Below are 26,948 nucleotides of genomic sequence, written 5' to 3' on the forward strand. Positions count from 1 at the left end.
TGGGGGACCGTAATATCGTTGACATGATCACGCAATATCTGGACAGAGCTTTGCAACAAACAAAATTGGATCCCGCAAGATCTCAGGTGTCCGCACACGATGGTGCCGCCGGACGGGTTGTCCGGCGGCACCATGGGGAGGGTGGGTCAGGAGGAGGGCGGGGTCAGGCGTTCCAGACCTGGAATTCGGACAACTGACCCGCGGGCCAGCCGGTGTTGGCGGTGATGGTGACGCGGAAGTAGCGCTCGGTGGCGGCGGGGAAGGTGAGCGTCACGGTGTTCTTGGTGCCCGGGTCGAAGGTGTGGGCGGCCGAGGACTTCAGGGCGGTGAAGGTGGCGTTGTCGGTGCTGCCTGCGAGGGTCAGGGTCTGGGTGCGGGCGCCCCAGCCCGCGGGGAGTTGCAGGACCACGCGGGAGGCGCTCCGGTCCGAGCCCAGGTCGACCTGGACCCACTGCGGGAACCTGTTGTTGGCGCTCTCCCAGTAGGAGCCCTGGTTGCCGTCCGTCACGTTCGACGACGGGTACACGTCGGTGTGGCTGGACTCGCCGGTGGGCCTGCCGGCGGCGAGATCGGTCCCGGCGGTGTCGGTGCCGATGCCCGAAAGGGCCACCGTGGTGGGGCTGTTGGACTGGTTGCCGGTCAGGGCGAGGGTGCCGGTGCGGGTGCCGGAGGCGGTGGGTCCGAAGGTGACGGAGACGGTGCAGTTCGCTCCGGCCGCCAGGGAGGTACCGCAGGTGTTGGTCTGGGCGAAGTCACCCCCGGCGGTGACCCCGGTCAACGACGCAGTGGCGGTACCGGAGTTGGTGACCGTGACGCTCTGCGCGGCACTGGTCGTGTTCACCGCCTGGTCGGCGAAGGTGAGTGATCCCGGAGACGCGGTCAGGGTGGCCGACGGTGAGCTACTCCCCGCGGCGAAGCTGAAGTTGTTGATGTTCCAGCCGCCGCTGTCCTGATCGAGCGTCAGAATCTGCCGGCCGGCGGGCAGGGTCACGTGGGCGGTCGCGGTGCCCCAGGTCTGCCAGTCGCCGGTGGCGGGCAGGTCGACCGCTCCGGTGAGGTTCGTGCCGGAGTCGTCCGACAGGTGCAGCGCGCCGGTCACCGCGGACGGGGCCGCGACGCGGAGGTCGAGGGTGTAGGTGCCGGCCGTGGCGACGTCCACGGTGTAGCGGAACCACTGTCCGGCGCCGGTCCAGCCCAGGTTGTAACCGCCGCCTGTGTCCGAGGTGTTGTCGAGGTCCACGCCGTCGGCGCGGTAGGAGTTGGCGTTGCCGTTGACAGAGGTGACGTTGTAGGCGACGCCCTGGCCGCCGGTGTCGTAGTTCTCCGCCTGCACCGTGCCGGGTACGGCGGCGGGGGTGCCTCCGTAGGGGCCCTCGGGAGCGGCCGGCGGCCAGTGGTTGTCACTCAACGTCGCGACGAAACCGGTGGAGTTGTTGACGAAGGCCGAGGTGTCGGAGCCAAGTCCCGTGACCGTGTTGCCGGTTATCGTCGCGGAGCCGGTGGGCGCGGAGTAGAACGGCGGCGAGATCGCGATGCCGTTGCGGCCGGGATCGCTGACCGTGTTGTCCTGCAGCAGGGTGTTGGTCGAGGTGGAGAAGGCGATCCCGTCGTAGAGGGAGTCGGTGACGGTGTTGCCGGTCACCGTGACCTTGTCGACGGTCCCGGTGTTCTGCCCGTCGCCGCCGTTGCCGATGTGCAGGGCGGGCTGGCCCTGGCTGTAGGCGTTGCCGCCGGAGCGGACCACGGTGTTGCCGGTCACGGTCGCGGACAGCAGGTCGCTGCCGTTGACACCGAAGCGCCCGGCGCCCAGACCGATGTAGCGGGCGGTGTCGCTGATGTAGTTGTCCTTGACCTGGTGGCCGCTGCCGCCGTAGATCCCGATGCCCTTGCCGCCCCACGGCGCGATCGAGGTGTTGTCGCTGACGGTGACATCGCTCATCGGTTTGTACTGGGTCTGGGAACCGTCGCTGTTGGTGTTGTAGGCCACCGAGTTGATGGCGATCGCGTCGTCCCCGGTGCCGCGGACGAAGTTGTTCGTGACCATCAGGTCGTTCCCGGTGTCCGCGCCCAGCGACACGTTGTTGACGTTGATCCCGTCGGCCCAGATCGACGTCAGCCTGCTGTTCTTCACCGTTCCGCCGGTGCCGGAGGCCCAGAAGCCCGACATGGTGTGCTGGGTCCAGATGCCGTCGGCCAGCCAGTTGGTGCCGGTGGTGTCCATCGCGCCGCCGTCCCCGCCGATGGTGCTCCGGCTGACGGCGTTGGCGTCGATGTGGAAGTTGCGCACAGTGCACGAGGTCAGGTCGAACAGGGCTGCCAGCGGTGTGCTGTTGGGGACCGGGACGTCACGGTAGACCGTGCTGTACCAGAGGCCCGCGCCCGCGATGGTGATCCCCTGCGCGTTCAGTCCGGCGGTGCCCTTCACGTAGAAGGTGCCCTGCGGAATCCACAGGGTCCTGCCCTGCGACTGGGCCTGGTCGACGCAGCTCTGGATGGCGGCCCGGCTGTCCACGGACTGGCTGTCGGCCGCGCCGTTGGTCGGATTGTCGTCCGCCACCGCACCGCAGCTCGTGATCGAGATCGAGTCCGCCGGCTGCGTCAGCGGCGCCGGCGGGTTCTCCACGTCGAGGGAGTCCACGTCGTAGAAGGACGCGCTGTTGTCGGAGTCCTTCCGCAGCGAGAACGTGGCGCCCGCCGGGATCGGGGACCCGGTGACGAAGGTGTGCGACTCGTCCCAGAAGACCCTCGGGTCGCCGTCGGCCGGGTTCTGGTCGTCGCTCGTGTTGTAGTTGCCGTTGCCCTCGTACACCCAGCTCTGCCGGGAGTTGAGGTTCAGCGCCTGCCGGAACACGCCGTTGACGTACAGGTTCAGCGTGCCGGTCTCACCACCGCCGGACGCCGAATCCGGAATGCTGGCACGGACGTTGAGGAAGGAGATCGGCTGCCCGGTGGTGTTCGTCCACTGCACCGACTGGCCCGTGCCATCCAGGTGGACATAGGAATGGCCCGAGGCCTCCAACGCGGCGCTTGAGTACTGCGTCGTCGGCGCCGAGGTCAGCGACCGGACGGCCGCGCCCCCGCCCGGCGTTCCGCCCTCGGCCTCGTAGACGGAGAACGGCGTCGTCGCACCTGCCGCGGCGCTCGCCGCCGCGCTCGCTGCGACCTTGATCGGCGGCGCCTGCTGTGTGGCGGCGGCCGGTAAAACGGACACGCACAGCGCACCGACCGCGGCGACGGCGGCCACCGCCAGTCGCCGGGGTCTGAGGATCGTCAGCATGTGAGGCTCCTTCACGGAGTGGGGGGAGACCGGCGCCCCGACCGTACAGAGACCCCATCCACCCCGCTAGATTCCGACGAAGTAAAGAATGAATCACGCAAGCAGCTGTAAGTTTCTTGCGGAACTCTGCAAATAGTGGACGTATCGTGAACGGCCGACAATCGCGGGGCGGGCGCGCCAGGCTGGTCGATCGTGGACACGGACCGCGTCGTGCTCGCCGGCTTGGTCCCCGAGACGCTGGTCCCCAAAGGGGATTGAGGGTGGCAGGAGTCTTTGCGCTCAGGCTTCCACCGGACAGCCTCGTCGCCTCGCACACCACCTTTCACCGATCTCCGACTCCACGTCATGCCGTTTCAGCCGCTGCTACGAGGGCGGGACTTCCGCCGCCCGTGCGGCTGCCGTGTCGAGGTCCAGCCATGCTTCCTCGGTCAGTTCGGTGGCGGTCCAGCGAGCAGCGGACACGACCTCCTCAGAGGTACGGAAACCCGCGACCACACAGGCCACGCGGGGGTCGCGCAGCGGAAACCGCAGGGCGGCGTGCGGGAGTGATGTGCCGTGTCGAGCGGACACCGCGGCAAGAAGCCGAGCACGACGCAGTGCCGATTCCGAGGCGGGGCCGTAGTCGAAGGTGGCGTCACTCGCGGGGTAAGTGCGGCTCAGCAGACCCGAGTTGAACGGTGCGGCGGCCACCACCGCGACCCCACGCTCGGCGCACGCGTCCAGCAAGGGGCGAGCGGTACGGTCGAGAAGGGTCCACCGCCCGGCCACCATGACGGCGTCGACCTCCGCCTCCGCGACGATGCGCAGCAGTGGGGCGACCGTGTTCGCGCCGACACCGACGGCGCCGATGACGCCTTGGTCGCGCAGAGCGGTCAACGTGGGCAGGGCATGGCCGAGGGCGGCGTCCAGGTAGTCGTCGGGATCATGGACGTAGACGATGTCCACATGGTCCAGTCGCAGGCGATTCAGGCTGCCTTCCAGGCTTCGCAGTACACCGTCCCGTGAGTAGTCGGGGCGGCGGACCAGCGTGTCGGGTACGGCGAAGCCTCCTGCCGTCAGGTCGGATCCGGTGGGTGCCGGGTGCGGTTCCAGCAGTCGGCCGACCTTGGTGGAGATGGTGAACTCCGTCCGTGGACGGTGGACGAGGGCATCGCCGAGCCTCCGTTCGGACAGTCCGAGGCCGTAATGCGGGGCGGTGTCGTAGTAGCGCACCCCCGCGTCCCAGGCGGCCTCGAGGGTGGCCTGTGCCTGGCAGTCGCCGATCGGGCTGTGGAGATTGCCGATGGGGGCGGCACCGAATCCCAGCGTGCTGACCTGGACGCTCGTACGACCGAGTGGGCGTGCCCTCACGAGATTCCCACTTCCGCGGCCCATGCCGCATAGAGAAGGATCTGCTTCATCTGGCAGGCAGGACCCTAAGGATGGGATCCATTCTGCGCAACACCCATGCGGAAGTGCGTAGTTCATTGTGTTTCGTCAGGATTTTCGCCGCACTTCCACCCGAGATGCGTCCGACCTCTTCCCAACTCGCAGCGGCAATGCCATATTGGCCACCGAAAATGAACCTGATTAATCCGTGACGCAAGAGGGGGCTCGCCTTGGGCGACTCGACAGGCGACTCAACACCGGCTCCCGGCAAGGAAGGTGACGCGACGTCACATCCCTACCGCCCGGGGTACGAACTGGTCGCGGAACAACTGCTGGACCACATCGCCCAGCAGAACCTTCGGCCCGGCGACCGCCTCCCCACCGAACAGGGCCTGGCCCAGATCCTGGGAGCATCCCGCAACGTCACCCGCGAGGCCGTGAAGGTCCTGGCCGCCATCGGCCGGCTCACGGTGCGGCGAGGCGCCGGCATCTTCGTCGCGGCCTCGGTCGGCGGGCTGCTGGACGACGAACTCTCGCACTTCCGGCCGACCAGCATGGAAGACGTCCGCATGCTCCTGGACTACCGCAAGGTGATCGAGTCGGAGACAGCACGCCGTGCCGCCTCCCTCGCCACCCCGATCGAGGTCCGGGCCATCCGGGAGAGCGCGGAGAGCTCCCTGACGGCGGCCACGATGAACGACGTGGACACCTTCGCCAAGGCGGACGCGGCCTTCCACGACGCGGTGGGTGCCGCCTCGCACAACGTGTTCCTGAGGGCGAGCGTCGCCGGCGTGCGGCGCCTGGCATCCCAGTCCGACGTGCTGCTCTTCCACGGTGACGTGCCCGGATCGCTGGAAGTCGCCGCACATCAGCATGTGGCCATAGCGGAGGCGGTCGCCGCGGGGGCGGCCGATCTCGCCGAGCGGCTGATGGTGGAACACATCGGCACCACACAGAGCCAGTTCGAGAGGAAGATTCGCGACCGGCTGTTCAGTCCCGACGCTCACGCGGCCACCGAGGAGCCTTCGGGACCTTCGGGGAGCGACAGCACCGGGACTCCGCCGCCGTCCGCGGAGGCACCAACCTCGTAAAACCGGCCGACCCCGCATGTGCCGCAGCACAGCGATCGGGCCGCCCGACGCCCTGAAGTCCCGGTGGACGACCGGGACTCCCAGGTATCAACCTCCCTCAGGCGATTGGATACGTGTGTCTCATCCGTCTGCGCGCAGGGGCGTCTTCGCGCCGCTGCGAAGAAGTTTCACGGCCGTCTGCTCGGTGGCCGTTGTGGCAGCCCTGCTGAACGCCGTGCCGGCCCAGGCGGCTCCCCCGCCGCCGGACCTGAATGTCTATGTCTCCCCGACCGGCCGGGACGTGGGCTCGGGCACCGCCGCACACCCCTTCAAGACCCTCGACCACGCGCGGGACTACGTACGCGACGTCAAGCAGAAGGCCAAGGGCGACATCCATGTCCGGCTCATGTCCGGTACCTACCGGCTCAGCCGTACGTTCGCCCTGACCGCCCGGGACTCCGGCCGCGACGGACACAGGATCGTCTACGAGGCCGCCCCCGGCGCACACCCGGTGATCAGCGGCGGCGAGCGGGTCACCGGCTGGGTTCCGGCCGACGGAGCGGGTCAGGTCTACAAGGCCGAGGTGGGCGACATGGACACCCGCCAGCTCTATGTGGACGGCGAGTTGGAGACCCGGGCGCGCAGCGGCAAGAACCCCGCCGGCTTCAGCCAGACGTCGACCGGCTATGCCTTCACCGACCCCGCCCTCAACACCTACAAGCGTCCCTCGGACCTGGAGGTCGTCAGCTCCTGGGGCTGGAAGCTGATGCGCTGCCCCGTGCAGTCGATCGCCGACAACAAGATGACGATGCAGCAGCCCTGCTGGCACAACGCCCATCTCCAGCAGGGCCAGGAGATCCAGAACCCGACCTGGCTGGAGAACGCCCGCGAACTGCTGGACACACCCGGTGAGTGGTACCTCGACAAGGGCGAGGGCGAGATCTACTACATGCCCAAGGCCGGCCAGGACCTCTCCACCGCGAACGTCACCGTGCCGCTGGTGCAGGACCTGGTGGACCTCAACGGCACCAGGGCCGCTCCGGTCAGCGACGTGTCCTTCCGGGGCATCACCTTCTCCTACTCCACCTGGCTCGCGCCCAGTTCCTCCGAGGGCCTCATCGAGGGCCAGGCCGGGTTCCGGATGGTCGGCAACGACCCCGACTTCGACGCGACCCGCCTGAAGTGGCAGAAGACGCCGGGTGCCGTCAACGTCGGCTACGGCCACGGCATCGGCTTCGAGGGCAACACCTTCACCCATCTCGGCGCGGTCGGGCTCAATCTGAACACCGGTACCCAGGGCACCGACATCACGGGCAACGTCTTCCGCCAGATAGCTGCCACCGGCGTCCAGATCGGTGGGGTCGAGGTGATCGACGCCCACCCCGACGACCCCCGGGACATCACCAAGGACACCGAGGTCGCCAACAACGTGGTCACCAAGGTCGCCGACCAGTACAACGGCTCCATCGGCATCCTGGCCGGCTACACCGACCACACCACGATCACCCACAACAAGGTCTACGACCTGCCCTACACCGGCATCTCCGTCGGCTGGGGCTGGGGCCTCACCGACCAGGGCGGCGACACCAACTACCCCGGGAATCTGGGCGTTCCGATCTGGGACACCCCCACGACCAGCCGCGACACCGAGGTCACGGACAACGAGATCTACGACATCATGAAGTCGCAGGCCGACGGCGGCGCCATCTACACGTTGAGCTCCAACCCCGGCGGCGTGGTGGCCGGCAACTACATCCACGGCACACCACCGCCCGCCTACGGCGCGATCTACCACGACGAAGGCAGCCGGTACTGGACGAACACCGGCAACGCCCTGTGCGACGTCGCCTACCAGTGGCTGTTCCTCAACCACGGCATGGACATCGACGCCACAGGCAACTTCACCACCCAGCCCGCCTACTCCACCCAGGCCAACAGCACGGGCAGCACCATCAGCGGCAACACCACCGTGGGTTCCTGCGCCCAACTGCCGGCGTCCGTGGTCAACAACGCGGGCCTGCAGCCGAGTTACCGCCACCTCGACCCGGACCCCGCCGTCCCCGACCACCAGGCGCCCAGCAGGCCCGGCACTCCGAGCGCGGTCGCCGATTTCCCCACGATCGCCGACCTCACCTGGGCCGCGTCCACCGACGACACCGCGGTCACGGGCTACTCCGTCTACCGCGACGGCAAGCTGATCAGCGCCACCGGCACGACCTCGGTGCGCCTTCCGGGCCTGACCGCCGGGAAAACGTACACCTTCAGGATCACCGCCCGTGACGCCGCCGGCAACGAGTCCGAGGCCAGCCAGGCGCTCAAGGTCACCATGCCTTCCGGCTCCGACCTCGCACTGAAGAAGCCGGTCACCGCCTCTTCGTACTCGGAGGACAACACTCCCCAAAGGGCGGTGGACGGAGACCTCTCCACACGCTGGGCCCAGGGCCTGGGCCTGCCCGACCCGTCCTGGATCCAGGTCGATCTCGGTGCGTCGTACGACGTGAACGGCGCGATCACGACCTTCGAGAAGGCGAGCGGGTACAAGTACCGCATCGAGGTGTCACCCGACGAGGTCCACTGGAAGACACTCGCGGACCGCACCGCCGCGAACACCACGGCGGCGACCGACTACGCCCACACGGACGCTCCGGTCGCGGGCCGTTTCGTACGACTGACCGTCACAGGATCCAACTGGAACGGCGGCAGCATCTACGACTTCCAGGTCTACGGCACCCCCAGAACCGTCACGGGCCACACGGCCCCGACCGCTCCCGGACAGCCCACTTTCAAGCAGCTGCTGCCCAGTCTGGTGGACGTCAGCTGGCCCGCGGCCACCGATGACACCGGCGTGACCAGCTACGTCGTCTACCAGGACGGCAAGCGGATAGCTGTCACCGGCGCCACGACCCTGCGGGTCTCCGGCCTGACCCCCGCCACGGAGTACTCCTTCACCGTGGTGGCACGCGACGCCGAACTCAACGCCTCCGCGCCCAGCCCGGCGGCGAGGGTGACCACCCCGGCCGACAACGACCTGGCGCTGAACAGGACGGCGACCGCGTCCTCCGAGTCGGAGGGCTACGCCCCGGCGAAGGCGGTCGACGGCGATCTGTCGACCCGCTGGGCGCAGGGCCTGGGACTGCCCGACCCGTCCTGGCTCCAGGTCGACCTCGGGAGGGACACGGCCGTCTCCGCCGTGGTCACCACCTTCGAGTTGACGAGCGGCTACAAGTACCGCCTGGAGTCCTCCACCGACGGCCAGAACTGGTCGACGTTCGAAGACCACACAGCCGAGAACACCACTGCGCGGACCAACTATGCCTTCGCCGACACCCCCGTCACCGCACGCTTCCTGCGCCTGACCGTCACCGGTTCCAGCGGGAACGGCGGCAGCGTCTACGGGCTCCAGGCGTACGGCGGCTTCTGAGCGCTCCGCTGCCGAGTACTCCGCTTCCGAGCCGAAACCTTTCTCCCTACAGAAGACGAAAGCCAGGATGAAGATCACCCATGTCGAAGTACACCGGATCGATGTTCCGGCAGCCAGTCCGCCCTTCCGCTGGCGCGACGGGCTGAGCGGAAGCGCTCCGGTGGGCGACGGCGCGGTCCTGCACATCGGGACGGACGAGGGAGCCGAGGGCGTGGCGGTGTTCGCCCGTCCGGGCGCCTACTCCACCCTGCGGGACCTGGTGGACCGGGTCTTCCGCGCGGAACTGGTCGGAGCCGACCCGTTCCAGCGGGAGTGGTTGTGGCACCGGGTGTGGGAGCTGGACCGTATCCACGAACTCCCGCTCCCCGCCCTGGGCCTCATCGACATCGCCTTGTGGGACCTGGCCGGCCGCTACCACGGCGAGCCGGTCTGGCGCCTGCTCGGCGGCTTCCGAGATGCCATCCCCGCCTACGCCTCCACCTCGACGTTCTCCAGCATCGCGGAGTTCCTCGACGTGGCGGACCAGTGCCTGGCCCTGGGGTACCGCGGTATCAAACTGCACGCCTGGGGCGACGCACGCCGTGACGCGGAACTGTGCCTGGCCCTGCGCGAGCACGTCGGCGCGAGCGTCCCTCTCATGTACGACGGCTCGGCGGGCTTCGACCTGCCCGACGCGATCCGGCTGGGACGGGCACTCTCCGAGGCCGACTACCTCTGGTACGAGGAGCCGATCCGCGAGTTCAGCATCTCGGCCTATCAGCGGCTCGCCGAGACCGTGGACGTACCGCTTCTGGTGGCCGAGACCTCCGACGGAGCGCACATGAACGCGGCGGACTTCATCCGGGCCGGTGCCGCCACCTTCGGTGTCCGGACCGGCACCACCCTCCGGGGCGGTGTCACCGGCGCCATGCGCACCGCGCATCTCGCCGACGCCTACCGCCTGCGGGCCGAGGTGCACGGTTCGGACCTTCCCAACCACCACCTGTGCATGGCCATCTCCAACACCACCTACTACGAGTCCCTGGTGACCTCGGTGAACGTCGTCCGAGAGCGCCATGTGGACGACCAGGGCCTGGTACACGCCCCCACAGGGCCCGGCATAGCCCTTCCCCTCGATTTCGGCTACGGCAGCGCACTCCTGCCGTTCGTCGAGCAGCCGCGCTGACCGGCACAAGAACAGAGCTGACCCACGCAAGAACAGAAAGGCAAGGCAAGACAATGGAGTCTTCCCGATCTCCGAGATCCGGCCGGCGGCACTCGCTGCTCCGCGCGGCGGCAGTCACGCTGTCCCTGGCCACCGCGGCCGCCATGGCAGGCTGCGCCGGCGCCGGCACCACCACCCAGTCCTCCTCCGCCCAACCGACGTTCAAGCCGGGCACGCAGAAGGACGGTTCACAGATCACGGTGTGGGCCGACTCGACCCGGCTGCCGTCGGTGCAGGCGTACCAGAAGTCGCACCCCGACGTGAAGATGAAGATCGTCACGTACGACGGCGGAGCCGACGGCTCGACCTACCTCCAGTCAAAGGTGCAGCTGTTCGACAGGACCGGCAGCGGGTGGCCCGACGTGGTGTTCGGCACGCCGACCGACGTGACCTGGGCGTCGGAGGCCACCAAGCCCGGCGCGCAGCCGTTCGCCGCGCCCCTGGACGAGAAGCTCGTACCGCAGAGCACCCTGGACGGATTCGCCAAGGGTTCGCTGACGCCCTGTCAGTTCAACGGCCACACCTACTGCGTGCGCAACGACATCGCGCAGGTCGTCCTCTGGTACAACAAGTCCCTCATGGACAAGTGGGGTTACCAAGTCCCCACCACCTGGGAGGACTACGAGGCCCTCGGCACGAAGGTCGCCAAGGAACACCCTGGTTACCTCGTCGGCTCGGTCGGCGACACCAACTCCCACGAGTCGTACTTCTGGTCGGGCCAGTGCCCCGCGTTCAGCCTGGTGAAGCCCGGCACCCTGCGCACGGACCTGCAGGACCCGAAGTGCACCCGGATGGCGACCCTGCTGGACAACCTGATCAGCGCCAAGGCCGTCGCCACGCAGGGCTTCTTCAGCCAGGGATTCGCCAAGAACAGCGGCAGCAAGGTCCTGATGGCCTACGGCCCTTCCTGGTACGGCCAGTACCTCTTCAAGGCGGGCTTCAAGACTTCGGCCAAGCAGATAGCCGCAGCGCCCCCGCTGGCGTGGAAGGGAGAGAGCACGACTGCCACGGGCAACGTGGGCGGCGGTGTGTGGATGGTGTCCTCGCACAGCGCCAACCTCAAGGCGTCCTCGGACCTGGTCACCTGGCTGACCACCTCCGACGAGAACCAGGCCACCGCGCCCACCTATCCGGCCTACACCCAGGCCGCGAAGGCCTGGCTGGCCAACCCGGCCAACAAGGACTACTTCGCCAGTGATGTGAGCGGGCCGTTCGAACAGGCCGCGAACGAGGTGTGGACCGGCTGGTCGAACACCAGGTTCTCGGACTCCACCGCCTGGTCCAGCGTCGTACTCCCGGCTCTGACCGCCGGAAAGAGCCTGACGGAGACGCTGCCGGCCTGGCAGCAGGAGATAGCCGGCGAGGCCAGGACCCAGGGCTACAAGGTGGTCGATCAGTGACCTTGCTGGACACCGAGCGCGTCGCCGTCTCCCCTTTGCGCCGCCGCACCACGCCGCGGCGCAAGGGCCGCGGCCCTGCGGGCTACTTCTTCGTCGCCGGCTACGCGCTGCTGCTGCTGGCGTTCGGCGTCTTCCCCACCGGGTACGCGTTCTACCTGTCTCTCACCAACGACCGGGGCCAGTTCACCGGGCTCAACCAGTTCGTGAAGGTCGTCCAGGACTACCGCTTCGCCCCGGCCTTCGCCCACATGCTGATCTATCTGGTCATGTGGCTGGTGACGCTCGTCGTCCTGGTCGTGCTGACCGCCGTGGTCCTGCGCAGCCGCGTGCGTCCGGGCACCTCGGCGCTCTTCCGCTTCCTGTACTACATCCCCGGTGCCCTCGCCGGAGTGGCGAGCGTGCTGGTCTGGCTGTTCATGCTGGACCCCGATGTCAGCCCGGTGTCGCGGCTGCTCACCGCCCTGGGGTTCAAGACGTTCGCCGCCGTCCTGGCGCCCGGCAACCTGCCGCTGATCCTCATGCTGATCGCCTTCTGGACCGGCGCAGGCGGCTGGATGGTCGTAATGTACGGGGCGTTGAACAACATCCCCGACGAGGTGCTGGAAGCCGCCCGCATGGACGGCGCGGGGCCCTGGCGCACCGCCTGGCACATCCAGATCCCGATGATCCGGCAGTGGATCGTCTACATGGCGATCATGGCCTTCGCGACGGGCACCCAGTTGTTCGTGGAGCCCCAGCTTCTCCAGACGGCCAGCCTCGGCAGGGTGAGTCCCACCTGGTCGCCGAACCAACTCGCGTACGTCTACGCCTTCCAGCAGGGCGACTTCAACGGCGCCGCCGCCATCTCCGTCGTCCTCCTTGCCGTGGGCCTCATCGCCGCCGGGCTCCTGGTCGCTCGATCGAACCTGTTCACGTTGGATGAGAAATGACACAGACCCCTCTCTTCCTGACGGCCGTGAAGCGGCGTGTCCGTCCGTCCAGGGCCCTCCCCTTCCTGGTCGTGGCACTCCTCCTGGCCCTGCTGCTGGTGTTCTTCGTACTGCCGGTGATCTGGCTGCTGTTGGCACCCTCGAAGACCGCCGGCGAAGTGGTGCGGGACAACCCGCTCTCCTTCGGGTCGTTCCGTCAAATAGGCACGGCCTGGCGGCACTTGTTCGCCTTCCAGGACGGCGCCATGACGAGGTGGCTACTCAACTCGGCCGTCTACTCGGGCGGTTCGCTCGTCCTGACACTGGCCGTCAGCGTTCCGGCCGGCTACGCGCTGGCGCTGACGAGGTTCCGGGGACGCAAGACGCTCCTCATGATCACCCTGGTCACCATGATCATGCCGCAGGCCACCCTGGTGCTGCCGATCTTCCTGGAACTCAACCGCTTCCATCTCATCGGCACCATCTGGGCGTTGATACTCCCGTTCTCCTTCTATCCGTTCGGCGTGTACCTGGTCTACATCTACTTCGGGAGCAGCCTCCCCAGGGACCTGCTGTCCGCCGCGCGCATCGACGGCTGCACCGAGTGGCAGCTCTTCTCACGCATCGCGCTCCCGCTCGCCAAACCGGTGGTCGGACTGGTCGCGTTCTTCAGCTTCGTGGGCAACTGGAACAACTTCTTCCTGCCCTATCTCGTCGTGCCGAACAGCGAGCAGTTCCCCGTCCAGGTGGGCCTGAACCAACTGCTGACCTCGACGCCGTCCTTCAACCCCGTCGCCGGCGCCGGCCTGAACATCACCATCCCCGAACTCGCCCTGGCCATCATCGTCGCCATCCTGCCCGTGCTGGTGCTCTTCGTCTTCTCGCAGCGCACGCTGGTGTCCGGGATGCTCGCCGGATCGAGCAAGGAATGAGCGGCGCCGCGCCACCCTCCTCGGCACGTCCGCAAAGGAGACCGTGTGTACCGGCTCAATCCGCGCTACGACCCCGCACCGCAGGCCGTCCTCCACACGGGATGGCAGGCAGTGGCCTCCCAACTCCCGGACACCCCAACGGCGTTGGCCATCGAGGGGCCCCTGTCCGTCGACAACGACGCCCACGCCTTTCTGACCGGCGAGTGGTCCGCAGGCACCGTCCGCGGGCACCGCCGCGCCGTGGGCATCACGCTCGGCACAGGTGTCGGCTCGGCGTTTCTCGCCGACGGCCGCATCTGCGACAACGGTCCCGGCACACCGCCCGAGGGGCGGATGGACCTCACCGAGATCGATGGCCGACCGCTGGAGGACACCGTCTCACGCCGGGCGATCCTCGCCCGTTACGGCGACCCCGCCGCCGACGTGAGCGACATCGCCGGACGCGCCCGAGCCGGGGAGGAGCGGGCCCAGTGGGCGCTGGACGACGTCTTCACCGGGCTGGGCCTCGCGCTGGGCCCGCGCATGTTGGACTTCGGCGCGACCGCCCCGGTCGTCGGAGGCTCCATGGCCCGCTCCTGGGACCTCGTCGCCTCCGCTCTGTCCACCGGTCTCGTGACCGGGGGCTGGACGCCGGACGACCCGCGTGCCGACGCGGATCCACTGCCTCCCGGAGCTCGCGCGACAAGACCTGCCGGCTCCACGGGGGACGCCGCACTGGTGGGCGCGGCCCGCGCGGCAGGCGAATGATCGCCTCGTCCCGCAACCGGGCGAACTGCCTGCCCTCACCCGTACCGAAGACCAGGACGCCGATGAGCGGCGTGCTCAACCCCGAAGACGGGAAACGACCCATACGAAAAGGGCCCCCGCAAGCTCTCGCCTGCGAAGACCCTTCACACCGTCGGGACGACAGGATTTGAACCTGCGACCCCTTGACCCCCAGTCAAGTGCGCTACCAAGCTGCGCCACGTCCCGGTGCGCTTCCCACGGAGAACCGTGTGATCGCGCGAACAGCACTTTACCCCACGCCCGGGGGTGCGCCGAAGCCGGTGCCGGGCGCGGGACAATCGTCGTATGAGCGACACAACCTCAGGCGGTACGGCCGACGCGCGGGACCGGGACGGCGAGGGGCGGGCGCGCAACGCCCGGCCGCGGGACGGGCTCGGGCGACCGCTGCCCTACGACGCGGACGGTGTGGCGCGGCAGCCCGAGGGGGTCGTGCGCGCGCCGGAGGTGACCGTCGTCGAGGCGCAGGCGCTGCTCGACGAGGGGAAACCGTTCCACGCGCACGAGGTCTTCGAGGATGCCTGGAAGTCGGGGCCGGACGAGGATCGTGCCCTGTGGCGCGGGCTCGCCCAGCTCGCCGTGGGGCTCACGCACGCGGCCCGGGGGAACGTCACCGGCGGGGCCCGGCTGCTGCGGCGCGGCGCCGGGGGCGTCGAGGAGTGGGCGTCCGAGTCGGGGCGGGAGCGGCCGTACGGGATGGATCTCGCGGGGGTCGCGGCCTGGGCGCGCGGGCTCGGGGACGACGTGGAGCGGGGCGGCGGGAGGGTCGACGCGCGGGCGCGGGCGCCTCGGCTGCGCGGGGCGCCGTAGCCGCCGGGGTTTTTGAATCATCCCGGTTCATGCCGTTCCGCACCGGTGCGTGACCGTGCGGTGTACGGACTGTCAGTGGCGTGGGGCAGACTCGGGGATGTGCGAAAAATTCATGTCATCGGTATCGGCGCGGGCGACCCCGAGCAGCTGACCCTGCAGGCGGTCAGGGTGCTGCGGAGCACGGACGTGTTCTTCATCCTCGACAAGGGCGAGGTGAAGTCGGACCTCACCCGACTCCGCCGGGACATGCTCGACGCGCACATACCGGAGGGGACGTACCGCCTGGTCGAGGCACAGGACCCGGAGCGGGACCGGAAGGCCGGGGGCGCCGCGTACTCGCCCGCGGTCGGGGACTGGCGCAGTGCCCGGGCCGAGATCTATGAGCGGCTCATCACCGAGGAGTTGGGCGAGGACGAGAGCGGCGCGTTCCTGGTGTGGGGCGATCCTTCGCTGTACGACAGCACGCTCGGCATCCTGGAGGAGATCCTGGAGCGGGGCGCGGTGGCGTTCGAGTACGACGTCGTGCCCGGCATCAGCAGTGTCTCGGCGCTTGTCGCCCGGCACCGCACGGGACTGAACCGGGTCGCCCGGCCGGTGCAGATCACCACGGGCCGGCGGCTGTCCGAGGGGTTCCCGGACGGGGTGGACGACGTGGTCGTGATGCTGGACGCGCACCAGGCGTTCCGGCAATACGCCGACCAGGACATCGACATCTACTGGGGCGCCTATCTGGGCACCCCGGACGAGATCCTCGCCTCCGGTCCGATAGCCGAGGCCGCCCCGCGCATCGAGCGGCTGCGCGCGGAGGCGCGTGAGCGCAAGGGCTGGATCATGGACACGTATCTGCTGCGTCGGCACCCGAAGGGCGAGTAGCGGGCAGGGACTGGGCTGGGGGCTGGGGCACCCGAGTGGACCGCCCCATATGCATGAGGGGTCCACCGGTGTGAAAGTGACCTCGTGACAGTCGCCGAGGAAACCGCGCTGCCCGCCGCGCAGCCGCCTGTGCTGGACCCCCGCCGCCGCAACGTCGTCTTCGTGACGATCATGCTGGGCATGCTGCTGGCGGCCCTCGACCAGACGATCGTGGGTACGGCCCTGCCGACGATCGTGTCGGACCTGGGTGGTGCCGCGCACATGTCGTGGGTGGTCACCGCCTATCTGCTGGCGGAGACCGTCGCGACCGTGCTGGTCGGCAAGTTCGGTGATCTGTTCGGCCGCAAGGTGGTCTTCCAGGTCTCGGCGATCGTGTTCATCACGGGCTCGTTCCTGTGCGGTTTCTCCACCAACATGACGCTGCTGATCGCCTGGCGGGCGGTGCAGGGGATCGGCGCGGGCGGCCTGATGGTGACGGCGATGGCGCTGATCGCCGACGTCATCCCGCTGCGGGAACGCGGCAAGTACCAGGGCGCGATCGGCGCGGTGTTCGGCGTGGCCACGGTCATCGGACCGCTCCTGGGCGGCCTGTTCACCGACCATCTGACCTGGCGCTGGGCGTTCTACGTCAACGTGCCCATCGCGATCGTCGTCGTCATCGCGGCGGCCCGCACCATCCCCGTGGTCAAGTCGGCGGTGCGGCCCGTCATCGACTACCTCGGCATCGCGCTCATCGCGGTCGGCGCGAGCTCGCTGATCCTGGCGACGAGTTGGGGCGGCAACGAGTACGCGTGGGGTTCGGCGACCATCATCGGCCTGTTCGTGGGCGGCGCGGTCGCGCTCGGCCTGTTCTGCTGGATCGAGACCCGGGCCGAGCAACCCATGCTGCCCATGCGGCTGTTCGCCAACCCGGTGTTCGCGGTCTGCTCGATCCTCAGCTTCATCGTCGGCTTCGCGATGCTCGGCGCGCTGACGTATCTGCCGACCTATCTGCAGTACGTCGACGGCGACTCGGCCACGATCTCCGGCGTGCGGACGCTACCCATGGTGATCGGGCTGCTGATCGCGTCCGTCTTCAGCGGCAACGTGGTCAGCAAGACCGGTCAGTACCGCATCTTCCCGATCATCGGCTCCGCGGTGATGGGCGTCGGGCTCTATCTGATGTCCCTCATGGGCCCGGGCACCGGCGCGTGGCTGGAGTCCCTGTACATGTTCGTGCTCGGCTCCGGCATCGGGCTGTGCATGCAGGTGCTGACGATCGCCGTGCAGAACACCGTCGAGTACACCGACCTCGGCACCGCGACCTCCGGCGTCACCTTCTTCCGTACGCTGGGCAGTTCGTTCGGTACCGCCGTCTTCGGCACGATCTACGCCAACAGCCTGGGGCCGAACCTCAAGGACGGGATCGCCTCGGCCGCGAGGACGAGCGTGCTGAACCCGGCCGTCATCACGAAGGCGGCGACCAGCCCCGAGGGCCTGCACAAGCTCCCGGCCGCCGCCGCGGCGCCGATCATCAACGCCTACGCCGACACCATCCAGACGGTGTTCCGTTGGACGGTCCCGGTCGCGGTGATCGGCTTCGTCGTCGCCCTGTTCCTCAAGCAGGTCGAGCTGCGCGACAGCGCGCGGATGGGCTCCACCGACATGGGCGAGGGCTTCGCGTCACCGCGCGGCGCGGACTCGCAACGGCTCCTCGAAACGGCCGTCGGCAAGGTCATCGGCAGTACGGACCTGGACACCGCCCGGCGGATCATCACGTCCTCCGACACCCGGCTGGACGTCGCCGGCGCCTGGGCCGTGATGCAGGTCGAACTGTTCGGCAGGATGGTCGGCCACGCGAGCCTCGGCCTGATCGCCGCGCGCCGCCACATGCCTCCGGAGGTTCTCCTCCCGGTCTTCGACCGCATGGTCCAGGAGGGCTATCTGACCCGCGACGGCTACCTCCTCTCCCACACGGCGGCGGGCGAACGCGAGGCCGAGGTCATCGGCAAGGCGTGGGGCACCTGGCTGGAGGAGAGGGTGCAGCAGGACATCGGCCGCCCCTCGGGCGCGGACCTGCGCGCCGCGGTCGACTCCATCGCCAAGCGCCTCCTGGTGGAGGACCTGACCTCCGGACTGCCGCAGCGCGCGGCAGAGTTGGAGACGAGTTCGGCGCCGTGAAAACCGGGTGCCCGGTGCGAGGAGCTGTGGTCATACTCGGGGCATGTCCCCGACGCCCGTGCGCTTCTACGACCCCGGAGATACCCTCTCCCAATTCTCGGCGTCGGTGCTGGTCCGCTGCCCACGCTGCGAGCGAATCGCACACTTCGAGCGGCGGCCCTGCAGCGCCGCCGACGCCGACGCCGACGGCAGGAGGTACCCGCAGACCCGCGTGATCTGCCGGTCCTGCGGCCTGTGCCGGATCAGCACGGGCCCCTCCCGGTGCTACCGGCCACCTCTGTGGCTGCAGACCGAGACCAGGCACGGGCAACTGTGGGCGTACAACCTCCGGCACCTCGACCTGATCAGGCGGTTCGTCGCCGCCGATCTGCGCGAACGGGCGCCCTGGGACGACCACGGCCGGAAGATGACGCTGGTCGCCCGCCTCCCGGCCTGGGGCAAGAGCGCCAAGAACCGGGACGAGATACTGCGCACGGTGGACCGTCTCCGGGCCTCGGTCATCGCCCCGGGCTGAGCCCCAACCGCTCCAGCACCCCGACGACACCAGTCACCGCGCTCACCCCGTCCGGCAACCGTGGTCGTCGTACGACCACGACCGGAACCCCCGCCTCCCGCGCGGCCGTGAGTTTCGCCACCGTCGCCGCTCCCCCGCTGTCCTTCGTCACGACCACGTCGATCCGGTGCTCACGCAGCAGCGCCGCCTCGTCTGCGACGGTGAAGGGCCCGGGGGCCAGCAGCACTTCGGCGTCCCGCGGCATGGGGGGCTCGGGCGGCTCCACCGACCGTACGACGAAGTGCAGTTGGGCGAGGTGGGCGAAGGCGGCGAGACCGAGGCGGCCGGTGGTGAGCAGGATGCGCCGCCCGAGTCCGGGGAGTACGTCCGCGGCCTCCTCCAGCGAAGAGACCGGGTGCCAGCGGTCTCCGGGACCTGGCCGCCAGCCGGGCCTGCGCAGCACTACGACGGGCAGCCCGGTCGCCGCGGCGGCCCGCGCCGCGTTCGCGGTGATCGACTCGGCGAAGGGATGGGTGGCGTCGACGACGGCGTCCACGTGGTGCTCCCGCAGCCATGCGGCCAGCCCCTCGGCTCCGCCGAACCCGCCGATCCGTACGTCCCCGGCCAGCGCCCCCGGCCGTGACACCCGTCCGGCGAGAGACGTGGTCACCGTCACTTCGGGAAGGGACGTCAGCTCGGCGGCCAGCTCACGTGCCTCGGTGGTGCCGCCGAGGATCAGGATGTGCGGGGACATGCGGCGAGCGTACGAGGTCACGGGTCGAAGGGTCAGCGGAGGAGCAGTTGGAGGCCGCCGATGATCGTCGCCGCGATCACGAGTTGCTCGAACAATCGCTGGTTGATTCGGTTCACAGCCCATTTGCCAATGAACGCACCGGGCACGACGAACGCCGCGAGCGCCGCGTCAAGGAGGAGGGAGTGCCCGTCGATCAGGCCGAGGCCCACACTGAAGGGCACCTTGGTCACGTTGACGATCAGGAAGAAGAACGCCGACGTGCCGAGAAAGCCCAGCTTCCGGAAGCCCGCGGAGAGCAGGTACATCGACATCACCGGGCCACCGGCGTTGGCGACCATCGTGGTGAAACCGCCGAGCACGCCGTAGGAGCGGGCCTTCGTCCGGCCGGACCTGGTGGTGACGGAGTCCGGCTCGTCGTCGGCCCCGGCACCCGTCTCGGCGGCCGCCTTGCGCCGGCGCCACAGGGTGACCCCGGCCATGAACAGCAGGATCGCCCCGATCGACGTCCGTACGACCGCGTCGTCCGCCCACACCAGGAACAACGTCCCGATCACGACTCCCGCCGCGACCGCCGGGAACAGTCGCCACAGCGTGGGCCAGTGGGCGTGCCGCCGGTAGGTGAGGACGGCGAGGACGTCGCCGACGATCAGGATCGGGAGCAGGACGCCGGTGGAGGCGCGGGCGGGCAGGACGGCCGCGAAGATCGCCAGGCTGACCGTGTTGGCCCCGCTCACGGCGGTCTTGGAGAAGCCGACGAGCAGGGCCGCGGCGGCGAGCGCGGCGAATTCCCAGCCGGATATGTGCCAGAGAGTCATCGTGTTCATGCGAGGACCGATGGTATGTCCATACATCTGGCCGCGTAAGGAGTGTCTCGCCAGGTGGCCCCTGCACGCCCCTGAGCTGTCGACAGCCCTCGCCCCGCCCCGGTGTGCCGCATCCGGTGCGGCAGGCTGGTGACGATCCGCGCGGCCACCTGGGAGGATCCCCCGGGACCACGACCTTCCCGACACCGCCGGAGGACACATGGCCGACACCCGCGAGCACCTCCTCACGGGCACCCACGGCACGATCACCGCACACGAGTGGCCGCACGAGCACCCGCGCTACGTCGCCCTCGTCGCGCACGGATACGGCGAACACGTCGGCCGGTACGCCGAGTTGGCCGCCGTACTGCAGACGCACGGCGCGGCCGTCTTCGGTCCCGACCACCAGGGCCACGGCATGTCAGGCGGCGAGCGGGTGCTGATCGAGGACTTCGAGGACGTGGTCGCGGACCTCCACGCCGTCGCCGACCTGGCACGCGCCACGCACCCGGGCGTCCCCCTCGTCCTGATCGGCCACTCCATGGGCGGCCTGATCGCGTCCCGCTTCGCACAGCGCCACGGCGACGAGTTGGCCGCGCTCGTGCTGTCCGGGCCGGTGATCGGCGGCTGGGAACTGCCGGGCCGGCTGCTCGCCCTCGACGAGATCCCCGACATCCCGGTCAGTCCGGCCGCACTGTCCCGCGACCCCGGCGTCGGTGCGGCGTACGCGGCGGATCCGCTGGTCTGGCACGGTCCGATGAAGCGGCCGACGCTGGAGGCCTTCGCCCAAACCCTGGCGACCGTGGCCGAGTTGGGGAACATCTGCGGACTCCCCCTGCTCTGGCTCCACGGCGGCGACGACCGGCTCGTCCCGCTCTCCGGCAGCCGTGTCGGCGTGGAGCGGTTGAACGGCGGCCAGTTGACCGAGCGCGTGTATCCGGGAGCCCGGCACGAGGTGTTCCACGAGACGAACCGGGCGGAGGTCTTCGCGGACCTGATCCGTTTCCTGGACGGGGTGTTGAACGGCACCACCCGGTCGACATGACCGTGCCAAACTTCTCGCACAGCCCTTTGGGGTCGTCGTACACAGCCCATCAGATTCGTCGTAGTGCGCAGTCGAGCAGAGGAGCATCCCGTGACCGGGACAGAGCCGGCCGTCCAGCGGATCGACACCTCGAAGCCGCATCCGGCGCGGGTGTACGACTGGTTCCTCGGCGGCAAGGACAACTACCCGGTCGACGAGCAACTCGGCAGGCAGATCACGGCACTTGACCCGGGCGCCCCGCGGACCGCGCGTGCCAACCGCTGGTTCATGCAGCGGGCGACGCGGATGCTCGTCCGGCAGTCGGGCATCCGGCAGTTCCTGGACGTCGGCACCGGCATACCGACCGCGCCCAACCTCCATCAGATCGCCCAGTCCACCGCGCCGGACGCGCGGGTCGTGTACGTCGACAACGACCCGATCGTCCTCGCCCACGCCGCGGCGCTGCTGCACGGCACGCCCGAGGGTGCGACGGAGTACGTCCAGGCCGACGCCCGCGAACCGCTCACCATCCTCCAACAGGCGGCCCGCGTCCTCGACTTCGACCGCCCGATCGCCCTGTCCCTCATCGCCCTGCTGCACTTCGTCCCGGACGAGGACGGCGCCCACGAGCTGGTGAACACCCTCATCGACGCGCTGGCGCCGGGCAGTTGCCTCGTAGTGTCCGCGATGACGGCCGACCTCGAACCGGAGAAGGTCGAGCGGGGCATCGCCACCTACGCGGCGGGCGGGGTGACGCTGGTGGCCCGCTCGCACGCCGAAGTGAGCAGCATCTTCAAGGGACTTGAGCCGATGGACCCCGGCATCGTGTCCGTTTCCGACTGGCATCCCGAACTCGCGGAGGGCGAGACCCCGCTCGGCGAGGGGCCGGTCTCACTGTACGGCGGCGTCGGCTTCAAGGTCTGAGACGTCCGGGCCGACGGCGGTGCGTGCGGGTTCCTGGGTGCGGCCGGGTTCCCGAACCGTCAGGCGGACGTCTCGACGTACACGGCCGCCTCGGCATGGCTGACGAAGTCGTCGACCAGCCGGTGGAAGAGCCCGGCGAGCCGGCGCAGGTCCTCGGAGGACCAGTGGGCCAGTGCCATCTCCATGCCGCGGCGGCTCGCGTCCCGGATGCGGTTGACGGCGGCCAGGCCGCTGTCGGTGAGCTGGACGCGCTGGGCGCGGCCGTCGTCGGGGTCCGGGATCCGGATCACATGGCCGAGTTGTTCCAACTGCCGTAGCTGGCGCGTGACATGAGAGGCCTCCACGGACATCCGGACCGCCAGTACGCCCGGGCGCATCGGCTCGCTCTCGGCGATGTACCGGAGGATCGCCACGGCGGCCCGGTCCAGCGGCAGCCCGGCCAGCGCCATCAGACGCTCGTGCTGCCGGGTCCGCCCCGCCAGGTAGGCGATACGGGTGAGGACCCGCTCGATCTCGGCTACGTCCTCCGGAACGGGCGCTGTTACGGGCGGCGGTGTGGACATCTGCCCACCGTAACAGCTACTTGCCTGAGTTAAGCAAGGTCGAAACGATTGCTTGACTCAAGTAACCCATTTATGGTTGCCTAACTCAAGCAAGCCAAGAGCCGGGGCCGCCTGAGCGGAGGTGTCCCCGCCGCGCCGTACGCCGTGGGGACGGAGTACGGCGCAGTCACCGGTCCCGGCGGCCGGAGCACTCCCCCCGTCCGCCGCCGGGGCCGGTGACACCCCTCACGCACATGGAAAGCGAGTCCTCTCATGGCCACGATGAAGTCCGTGCAGACCGGTGCCGTCGACAAGATCGACGTGGTGGACGTGGAGCGTCCGGTACCCGGTCCGAAGGACGCCCTCATGAAGATCCGCGCCTGCGGGATCTGCGGCACCGACACCTTCTTCCTGCACATCGGCGGCGGCCCCTTCGGAGCGGGCGGCGCCATGGTCCCGGTCCCCCTCGGCCACGAACCGGCCGGCGAGATCATCGAGGTCGGCGCGGAGGTCGACGGCCTGAAGGCCGGTGACCGGGTGGTCGTCAACCCGCAGGGCTCGCCCTCCGGGATCATCGGCTGCGGTGGCAAGCACGGCGCCATGAGCGACTACCTCCTGCTGGAGGACTGCGAGATCGGCAAGAGCGTCACCGTGTTCCCGGACACCGTGCCCTTCGACGTCGCCTCGCTCAACGAGCCGATGGCGGTGGCCCGGCACGCCGTCAACCGCTCCGAGGCCGAGCCCGGCGACAAGGTCGTCATCTTCGGTGCCGGGCCGATCGGTCTGGGCGCGGCGATCTGGCTGAAGCTGCGCGGGGTCGAGCACGTCGTCGTCGCGGACGTCATCGCCTCCCGCCTGGAGACGGCGCTCGCCGTCGGCGCGGACGCCGTGATCAACTCCGCGGAGGAGGACGTCACCGCCCGGCTGACCGAGTCGCATGGGCAGGCCGTCAACGCGCTCGGCCAGCCCCGCCCCGGTACGGACATCTACATCGACGCCGCCGGTGCTGCCGCGGTCGTCAACACCACGATCGACTCCGCGAAGTGGGGCGCCAAGCTGGTCATGGTCGCCGTACAGAAGAAGGGCGCCGACATCGACCTCGGCGGGATGCTGCGCAGCGAGCTGACGTTGATCGCCTCGCAGGGCTACCCCACCGAGATCTTCGAGGTCACGCGGGAGATCGTCGAGCACCACGAGCGGTTCGCCAAGCTGATCAGCCACCGTGTGCCCTTCGCCGAGGTCGAGAACGCCTTCGAGCTCGCGCTGACGCCGGGCGCGGCGGAGAAGATCGTCGTCACCTTCGACGAGTAGCGGCAGGCACGCCGGTTCCCGCCCTCGGCGGTGGGAGCCGGTGGGCGGCCGGCTGCTTCGGACAGGAACCCCCACACCATGATCCACAGTTCGCAGCGGCTGCTGCGCTGCCATCCCCGTACCGTCGACCTGGTCGTCGCCGCCGCGCTCGTCGCCTGCTCCTTCCCGGGCAGCGTGATGACGCTCCCGGGCCGCGAGCTCGAAGTCCCTTGGTGGCCCGGCGTGTTGGTCGTGGGTGTCTCCTCCCTCGCCCTGCTGTGGCGGCGCACCCTGCCGCGCACCACGGTGGTGGTCACCCTCTGCTGCGCCATGGCCGTGGCCGCGCTCGGCTACATCCTCACGGTCCTGGTGATCGGACCGCTGATGGTGGCGCTCTACACACTGGCCCTGCGCTCCGACCGGACCACCGCGAACCTCTTCACCCTCTCCGGCATCGCCCTGCTGGTGAGCACCGGGCTGGTCGTGGGACCCCACAGCGAACCGCTGGTCCTGAAGCTGCTCGGCCCGGTCTTCTGGCTGTTGCCGCCGACCTCGCTCGGCACAACGGCCCGTCTCCGCGCGGCCTACCTGGAAGCCGTGCAGGCCCGTGCCGAGCACGCGGAACAGACCCGGGAGCAGGAGGCGCGACACCGTGTCACCGAGGAACGCATGCGGATCGCCCGCGATCTGCACGACGTCGTCGCCCATCACCTCGTACTGGCCAACCTCCAAGCCGGCACGGTCGTACGGCTGATGCGCAGCCGGCCCGAGGAGGCCGAGCGGATCGCCGCCGAACTCGCCGGCACCACCTTGTCGGCCGTTCGCGAACTCAAGGCCACGGTGGGCCTGTTGCGTCACGCGGACGAGTCGGAGACTCCCCCGCGAACCGCTCCCGGACTGGCCCAACTCGCCGATCTGGCGGCCTCGTTCGAGCCCGCCGGGCTGTCCGTCACGGTCAGCACCGAGGGGAAGCCGCAGCCGCTGTCCGCCGGTGCGGATCTCACGGCGTACCGCATCGTGCAGGAAGCGCTCACCAACGTGACCAAGCACGCGGGCACCGGCTCGGCCGAGGTGCGGCTCAGGTACGCGCGCGACCGGCTGAGCATCACCGTCACCGATCACGGCGGTACGACGGCGCCCTCCTCCCTCGCGTCCGGCGGCGGGTACGGCGTCATCGGCATGCGTGAGCGTGCCCTCTCAGCCGGTGGCCGGCTCTCGGCCGGTCACCGGCCCCAGGGCGGCTTCGAGGTGGTCACCGAGCTGCCGCTTCTGTCCCGCAGCCAGAGCCATACACAGACCCACACCCAGAATGCACTTGCTTAACTCAATCAATCTCATTATGGTTGAGTGAGTCAAGCAAGTCGGCTCCCTTTGCTTGTCCCTACTGGTCCCTGCTCGTCTCAGCTCGTTCCCGATGGAGGCACTGCCATGTCCGACGCCCTTGCCCGACCCGCCGAAGCGGGTTCCTCCGCTCCGCCGAGGTCGAACGCCGTCGTCGCGGTGCTGGCCTTCGCCGGAATCGTCGTCTCGCTCATGCAGACCCTGGTCATCCCGATCATTCCGGAGCTGCCGAAGTACCTGAACGCCTCCGCGTCGAACACGGCGTGGGCGGTCACCGCCACCCTGCTGGCCGCCGCTGTGGCCACCCCGGTCGTGGGCCGTCTCGGCGACATGTTCGGCAAGCGCCGCATGCTCCTGGCCAGCATCGTCCTGCTGGTCACCGGCTCCATCGTCTGCGCCATGGCCGACTCGCTGATCCCGATGGTCATCGGCCGTGCGCTGCAGGGTCTGGCCGCCGCGGTCGTCCCGCTCGGCATCAGCATCATGCGTGACGTCCTGCCGAGCGACCGGCTGGCCGGCTCCACCGCCCTGATGAGCGCCTCGCTCGGTGTCGGCGGCGCCCTGGGTCTGCCCTCGGCCGCCTTCATCGCCGACCGCTACGACTGGCACATCCTCTTCTGGGTCTCCGCCGTCCTCGGCGCCCTGTCCTTCCTGCTGGTCCTGCTGGTCCTGCCCGAGTCCAAGGTCCGCACCGGCGGCCGCTTCGACCTCGTCGGCTCGCTCGGACTCTCCGCCGGACTGATCTCCCTGCTGCTCGCGATCTCCAAGGGTTCCGACTGGGGCTGGACCAGCGCGACGACCCTGATCCTCGGCGTCGCCGCCGTGGCGATCCTGCTCGGCTGGGGCTGGTACGAGCTGCGCAGCCCGCAGCCGCTGGTCGACCTGCGCACGACCGCCAAGCCCCAGGTACTGTTCACCAACCTGGCCTCGATCGCCCTCGGCTTCTCGATGTTCGCGATGTCCCTGGTCCTCCCCCAGCTGCTGCAACTGCCCACGCAGACCGGCTACGGCCTGGGCAAGTCGATGCTGGCGGTCGGCCTGGTACTCGCCCCGCAGGGCCTGGTCATGATGGCCATGTCGGCCGTGTCCGCCCGCGTCACCAAGGCCAAGGGCCCGAAGGTCACCCTGATGATCGGCGCGCTGATCGTGGCCTCCGGCTACGCCCTGAACATCCTGCTGATGTCCGAGGTCTGGCACCTCGTCCTGGTGTCCTGCATCATCGGCGCCGGCGTCGGCTTCACCTACGGCGCCCTGCCCGCCCTGATCATGGGCGCGGTCGACCCGTCCCAGACCGGCGCGGCGAACAGCCTCAACACCCTGATGCGGTCCCTGGGCACCTCCTTCGCCAGCGCCATCGCCGGTGTGATCCTCGCCCAGATGACCACCGACTTCGGCGGCTACGCCCTTCCGTCGGAGAACGGCTTCAAGGTGGTCATGGCGATCGGTGCCGGAGCGGCGCTGCTGGCCTTCTTCCTCGCGAGCCTGATCCCCAAGCGCCGTACGGCCGTCGACGCGGAGCCGACCCCGGCTCCCGAGGTCGCCGAGGCCAAAGCGTAAGGCATCCTGGCCAT

Annotated in this window: 21 protein-coding genes and 1 tRNA gene; 16 read left to right on the forward strand and 6 right to left on the reverse strand. The window is 69.1% G+C overall.

The window, feature by feature from the left end:
• Positions 1-163: 163 nt before the first annotated feature.
• Together ACFWP5_RS27565 and ACFWP5_RS27570 are read right to left on the reverse strand one after the other, a co-directional pair.
• Positions 164-3,277 (reverse strand): carbohydrate-binding protein, encoded by a 3,114-nt coding sequence (locus ACFWP5_RS27565; RefSeq protein ID WP_384161969.1) that lies wholly within the window; start codon positions 3,275-3,277, stop codon positions 164-166.
• A 363-nt stretch (positions 3,278-3,640) separates the two neighbouring features.
• Complete coding sequence (locus ACFWP5_RS27570; protein ID WP_384161972.1) at positions 3,641-4,627, reverse strand: aldo/keto reductase; 987 nt, start codon at positions 4,625-4,627, stop codon at positions 3,641-3,643.
• 248 nt (positions 4,628-4,875) lie between these two features.
• On the opposite strand from ACFWP5_RS27570, the gene ACFWP5_RS27575 reads away from it, so the two are divergent.
• The 7 genes from ACFWP5_RS27575 (at position 4,876) to ACFWP5_RS27605 (ending at position 14,327) form a co-directional block, all read left to right on the forward strand.
• Positions 4,876-5,736, forward strand: a complete 861-nt coding sequence (locus ACFWP5_RS27575; protein ID WP_384161976.1) for a FadR/GntR family transcriptional regulator — start codon at positions 4,876-4,878, stop codon at positions 5,734-5,736.
• Between the two features lie 193 nt (positions 5,737-5,929).
• Positions 5,930-9,136, forward strand: coding sequence for a discoidin domain-containing protein (locus ACFWP5_RS27580; protein WP_384162032.1), 3,207 nt, complete (start codon positions 5,930-5,932; stop codon positions 9,134-9,136).
• Between the two features lie 67 nt (positions 9,137-9,203).
• Positions 9,204-10,301 carry an enolase C-terminal domain-like protein gene (locus tag ACFWP5_RS27585; protein ID WP_384161979.1) on the forward strand — a complete coding sequence of 366 codons (1,098 nt, stop codon included), beginning with the start codon at positions 9,204-9,206 and terminating at the stop codon, positions 10,299-10,301.
• A gap of 53 nt (positions 10,302-10,354) precedes the next feature.
• Entirely contained in the window at positions 10,355-11,740 is a 1,386-nt protein-coding gene (locus ACFWP5_RS27590; RefSeq protein ID WP_384161983.1) for an ABC transporter substrate-binding protein, read from the forward strand.
• Positions 11,737-12,669: a carbohydrate ABC transporter permease gene (locus ACFWP5_RS27595; protein WP_384161986.1), complete on the forward strand. Its 933-nt coding sequence runs from the start codon at positions 11,737-11,739 to the stop codon at positions 12,667-12,669. Before ACFWP5_RS27590 ends, ACFWP5_RS27595 begins: the two co-directional genes overlap by 4 nt.
• Positions 12,666-13,580: a carbohydrate ABC transporter permease gene (locus tag ACFWP5_RS27600; protein WP_384161989.1), complete on the forward strand. Its 915-nt coding sequence runs from the start codon at positions 12,666-12,668 to the stop codon at positions 13,578-13,580. The genes ACFWP5_RS27595 and ACFWP5_RS27600 overlap by 4 nt, the downstream gene beginning before the upstream one ends.
• 45 nt (positions 13,581-13,625) lie before the next feature.
• A complete protein-coding gene (locus ACFWP5_RS27605; RefSeq protein WP_384161993.1) occupies positions 13,626-14,327 on the forward strand; it encodes an ROK family protein in 702 nt (233 codons plus the stop codon).
• Positions 14,328-14,478: 151 nt separating this feature from the next.
• Here the strand turns inward: ACFWP5_RS27605 and ACFWP5_RS27610 are convergent.
• Positions 14,479-14,552: transfer RNA gene (locus tag ACFWP5_RS27610), tRNA-Pro, on the reverse strand.
• A 99-nt stretch (positions 14,553-14,651) separates the two neighbouring features.
• Here ACFWP5_RS27610 and ACFWP5_RS27615 point away from each other — a divergent pair.
• The 4 genes from ACFWP5_RS27615 (at position 14,652) to ACFWP5_RS27630 (ending at position 18,720) form a co-directional block, all read left to right on the forward strand.
• A complete protein-coding gene (locus ACFWP5_RS27615; protein ID WP_384161996.1) occupies positions 14,652-15,173 on the forward strand; it encodes a DUF309 domain-containing protein in 522 nt (173 codons plus the stop codon).
• A gap of 99 nt (positions 15,174-15,272) precedes the next feature.
• Positions 15,273-16,046: a precorrin-6A synthase (deacetylating) gene (cobF, locus tag ACFWP5_RS27620; protein ID WP_384161999.1), complete on the forward strand. Its 774-nt coding sequence runs from the start codon at positions 15,273-15,275 to the stop codon at positions 16,044-16,046.
• An 84-nt stretch (positions 16,047-16,130) separates the two neighbouring features.
• On the forward strand, positions 16,131-18,206 hold the full coding sequence (locus tag ACFWP5_RS27625) for an MDR family MFS transporter (protein ID WP_384162002.1): 2,076 nt from the start codon (positions 16,131-16,133) through the stop codon (positions 18,204-18,206).
• A 43-nt stretch (positions 18,207-18,249) separates the two neighbouring features.
• Positions 18,250-18,720, forward strand: a complete 471-nt coding sequence (locus ACFWP5_RS27630; protein ID WP_384162005.1) for a hypothetical protein — start codon at positions 18,250-18,252, stop codon at positions 18,718-18,720.
• Here the strand turns inward: ACFWP5_RS27630 and ACFWP5_RS27635 are convergent.
• Together ACFWP5_RS27635 and ACFWP5_RS27640 are read right to left on the reverse strand one after the other, a co-directional pair.
• The gene (locus ACFWP5_RS27635) at positions 18,704-19,453 is read right to left on the reverse strand and encodes a cobalt-precorrin-6A reductase (protein WP_384162008.1); all 750 of its coding nucleotides are present in this window, start codon (positions 19,451-19,453) and stop codon (positions 18,704-18,706) included. The genes ACFWP5_RS27630 and ACFWP5_RS27635 overlap by 17 nt on opposite strands.
• Positions 19,454-19,485: 32 nt before the next feature.
• A complete protein-coding gene (locus tag ACFWP5_RS27640; RefSeq protein ID WP_384162010.1) occupies positions 19,486-20,277 on the reverse strand; it encodes a sulfite exporter TauE/SafE family protein in 792 nt (263 codons plus the stop codon).
• Between the two features lie 199 nt (positions 20,278-20,476).
• Here ACFWP5_RS27640 and ACFWP5_RS27645 point away from each other — a divergent pair, with 199 nt between their 5' ends.
• Both ACFWP5_RS27645 and ACFWP5_RS27650 read left to right on the forward strand, forming a co-directional pair.
• Positions 20,477-21,301, forward strand: coding sequence for an alpha/beta hydrolase (locus tag ACFWP5_RS27645; protein ID WP_384162013.1), 825 nt, complete (start codon positions 20,477-20,479; stop codon positions 21,299-21,301).
• Between the two features lie 90 nt (positions 21,302-21,391).
• Positions 21,392-22,204, forward strand: a complete 813-nt coding sequence (locus ACFWP5_RS27650) for an SAM-dependent methyltransferase (protein ID WP_384162015.1) — start codon at positions 21,392-21,394, stop codon at positions 22,202-22,204.
• A 59-nt stretch (positions 22,205-22,263) separates the two neighbouring features.
• Here ACFWP5_RS27650 and ACFWP5_RS27655 read toward each other — a convergent pair whose 3' ends face one another.
• Positions 22,264-22,767 carry a MarR family winged helix-turn-helix transcriptional regulator gene (locus tag ACFWP5_RS27655; protein ID WP_384162018.1) on the reverse strand — a complete coding sequence of 168 codons (504 nt, stop codon included), beginning with the start codon at positions 22,765-22,767 and terminating at the stop codon, positions 22,264-22,266.
• A gap of 252 nt (positions 22,768-23,019) precedes the next feature.
• On the opposite strand from ACFWP5_RS27655, the gene ACFWP5_RS27660 reads away from it, so the two are divergent.
• The 3 genes from ACFWP5_RS27660 to ACFWP5_RS27670 all read left to right on the forward strand — a co-directional run bounded on the left by ACFWP5_RS27660 (position 23,020) and on the right by ACFWP5_RS27670 (position 26,934).
• Positions 23,020-24,057 (forward strand): zinc-binding dehydrogenase, encoded by a 1,038-nt coding sequence (locus ACFWP5_RS27660; protein WP_384162020.1) that lies wholly within the window; start codon positions 23,020-23,022, stop codon positions 24,055-24,057.
• Positions 24,058-24,135: 78 nt separating this feature from the next.
• The gene (locus ACFWP5_RS27665; protein WP_384162023.1) at positions 24,136-25,359 is read left to right on the forward strand and encodes a sensor histidine kinase; all 1,224 of its coding nucleotides are present in this window, start codon (positions 24,136-24,138) and stop codon (positions 25,357-25,359) included.
• Between the two features lie 105 nt (positions 25,360-25,464).
• A complete protein-coding gene (locus ACFWP5_RS27670) occupies positions 25,465-26,934 on the forward strand; it encodes an MFS transporter (RefSeq protein ID WP_384162026.1) in 1,470 nt (489 codons plus the stop codon).
• Positions 26,935-26,948: the final 14 nt, after the last annotated feature.

This window comes from Streptomyces sp. NPDC058469 (genome assembly GCF_042721125.1).
GTDB lineage: Bacteria > Actinomycetota > Actinomycetes > Streptomycetales > Streptomycetaceae > Streptomyces.

What these genes read in the sequence shown, in the direction of transcription:
- ACFWP5_RS27565 (WP_384161969.1), bottom strand. Translation starts at nt 3,277, where the DNA reads ATGCTGACGATCCTCAGACCCCGGCGACTGGCGGTGGCCGCCGTCGCC.
- ACFWP5_RS27585 (WP_384161979.1), top strand. Translation starts at nt 9,204, where the DNA reads ATGAAGATCACCCATGTCGAAGTACACCGGATCGATGTTCCGGCAGCC.
- ACFWP5_RS27590 (WP_384161983.1), top strand. Translation starts at nt 10,355, where the DNA reads ATGGAGTCTTCCCGATCTCCGAGATCCGGCCGGCGGCACTCGCTGCTC.
- ACFWP5_RS27600 (WP_384161989.1), top strand. Translation starts at nt 12,666, where the DNA reads ATGACACAGACCCCTCTCTTCCTGACGGCCGTGAAGCGGCGTGTCCGT.
- ACFWP5_RS27615 (WP_384161996.1), top strand. Translation starts at nt 14,652, where the DNA reads ATGAGCGACACAACCTCAGGCGGTACGGCCGACGCGCGGGACCGGGAC.
- ACFWP5_RS27630 (WP_384162005.1), top strand. Translation starts at nt 18,250, where the DNA reads ATGTCCCCGACGCCCGTGCGCTTCTACGACCCCGGAGATACCCTCTCC.
- ACFWP5_RS27635 (WP_384162008.1), bottom strand. Translation starts at nt 19,453, where the DNA reads ATGTCCCCGCACATCCTGATCCTCGGCGGCACCACCGAGGCACGTGAG.
- ACFWP5_RS27640 (WP_384162010.1), bottom strand. Translation starts at nt 20,277, where the DNA reads ATGAACACGATGACTCTCTGGCACATATCCGGCTGGGAATTCGCCGCG.
- ACFWP5_RS27645 (WP_384162013.1), top strand. Translation starts at nt 20,477, where the DNA reads ATGGCCGACACCCGCGAGCACCTCCTCACGGGCACCCACGGCACGATC.
- ACFWP5_RS27655 (WP_384162018.1), bottom strand. Translation starts at nt 22,767, where the DNA reads ATGTCCACACCGCCGCCCGTAACAGCGCCCGTTCCGGAGGACGTAGCC.
- ACFWP5_RS27660 (WP_384162020.1), top strand. Translation starts at nt 23,020, where the DNA reads ATGGCCACGATGAAGTCCGTGCAGACCGGTGCCGTCGACAAGATCGAC.
- ACFWP5_RS27665 (WP_384162023.1), top strand. Translation starts at nt 24,136, where the DNA reads ATGATCCACAGTTCGCAGCGGCTGCTGCGCTGCCATCCCCGTACCGTC.
- ACFWP5_RS27670 (WP_384162026.1), top strand. Translation starts at nt 25,465, where the DNA reads ATGTCCGACGCCCTTGCCCGACCCGCCGAAGCGGGTTCCTCCGCTCCG.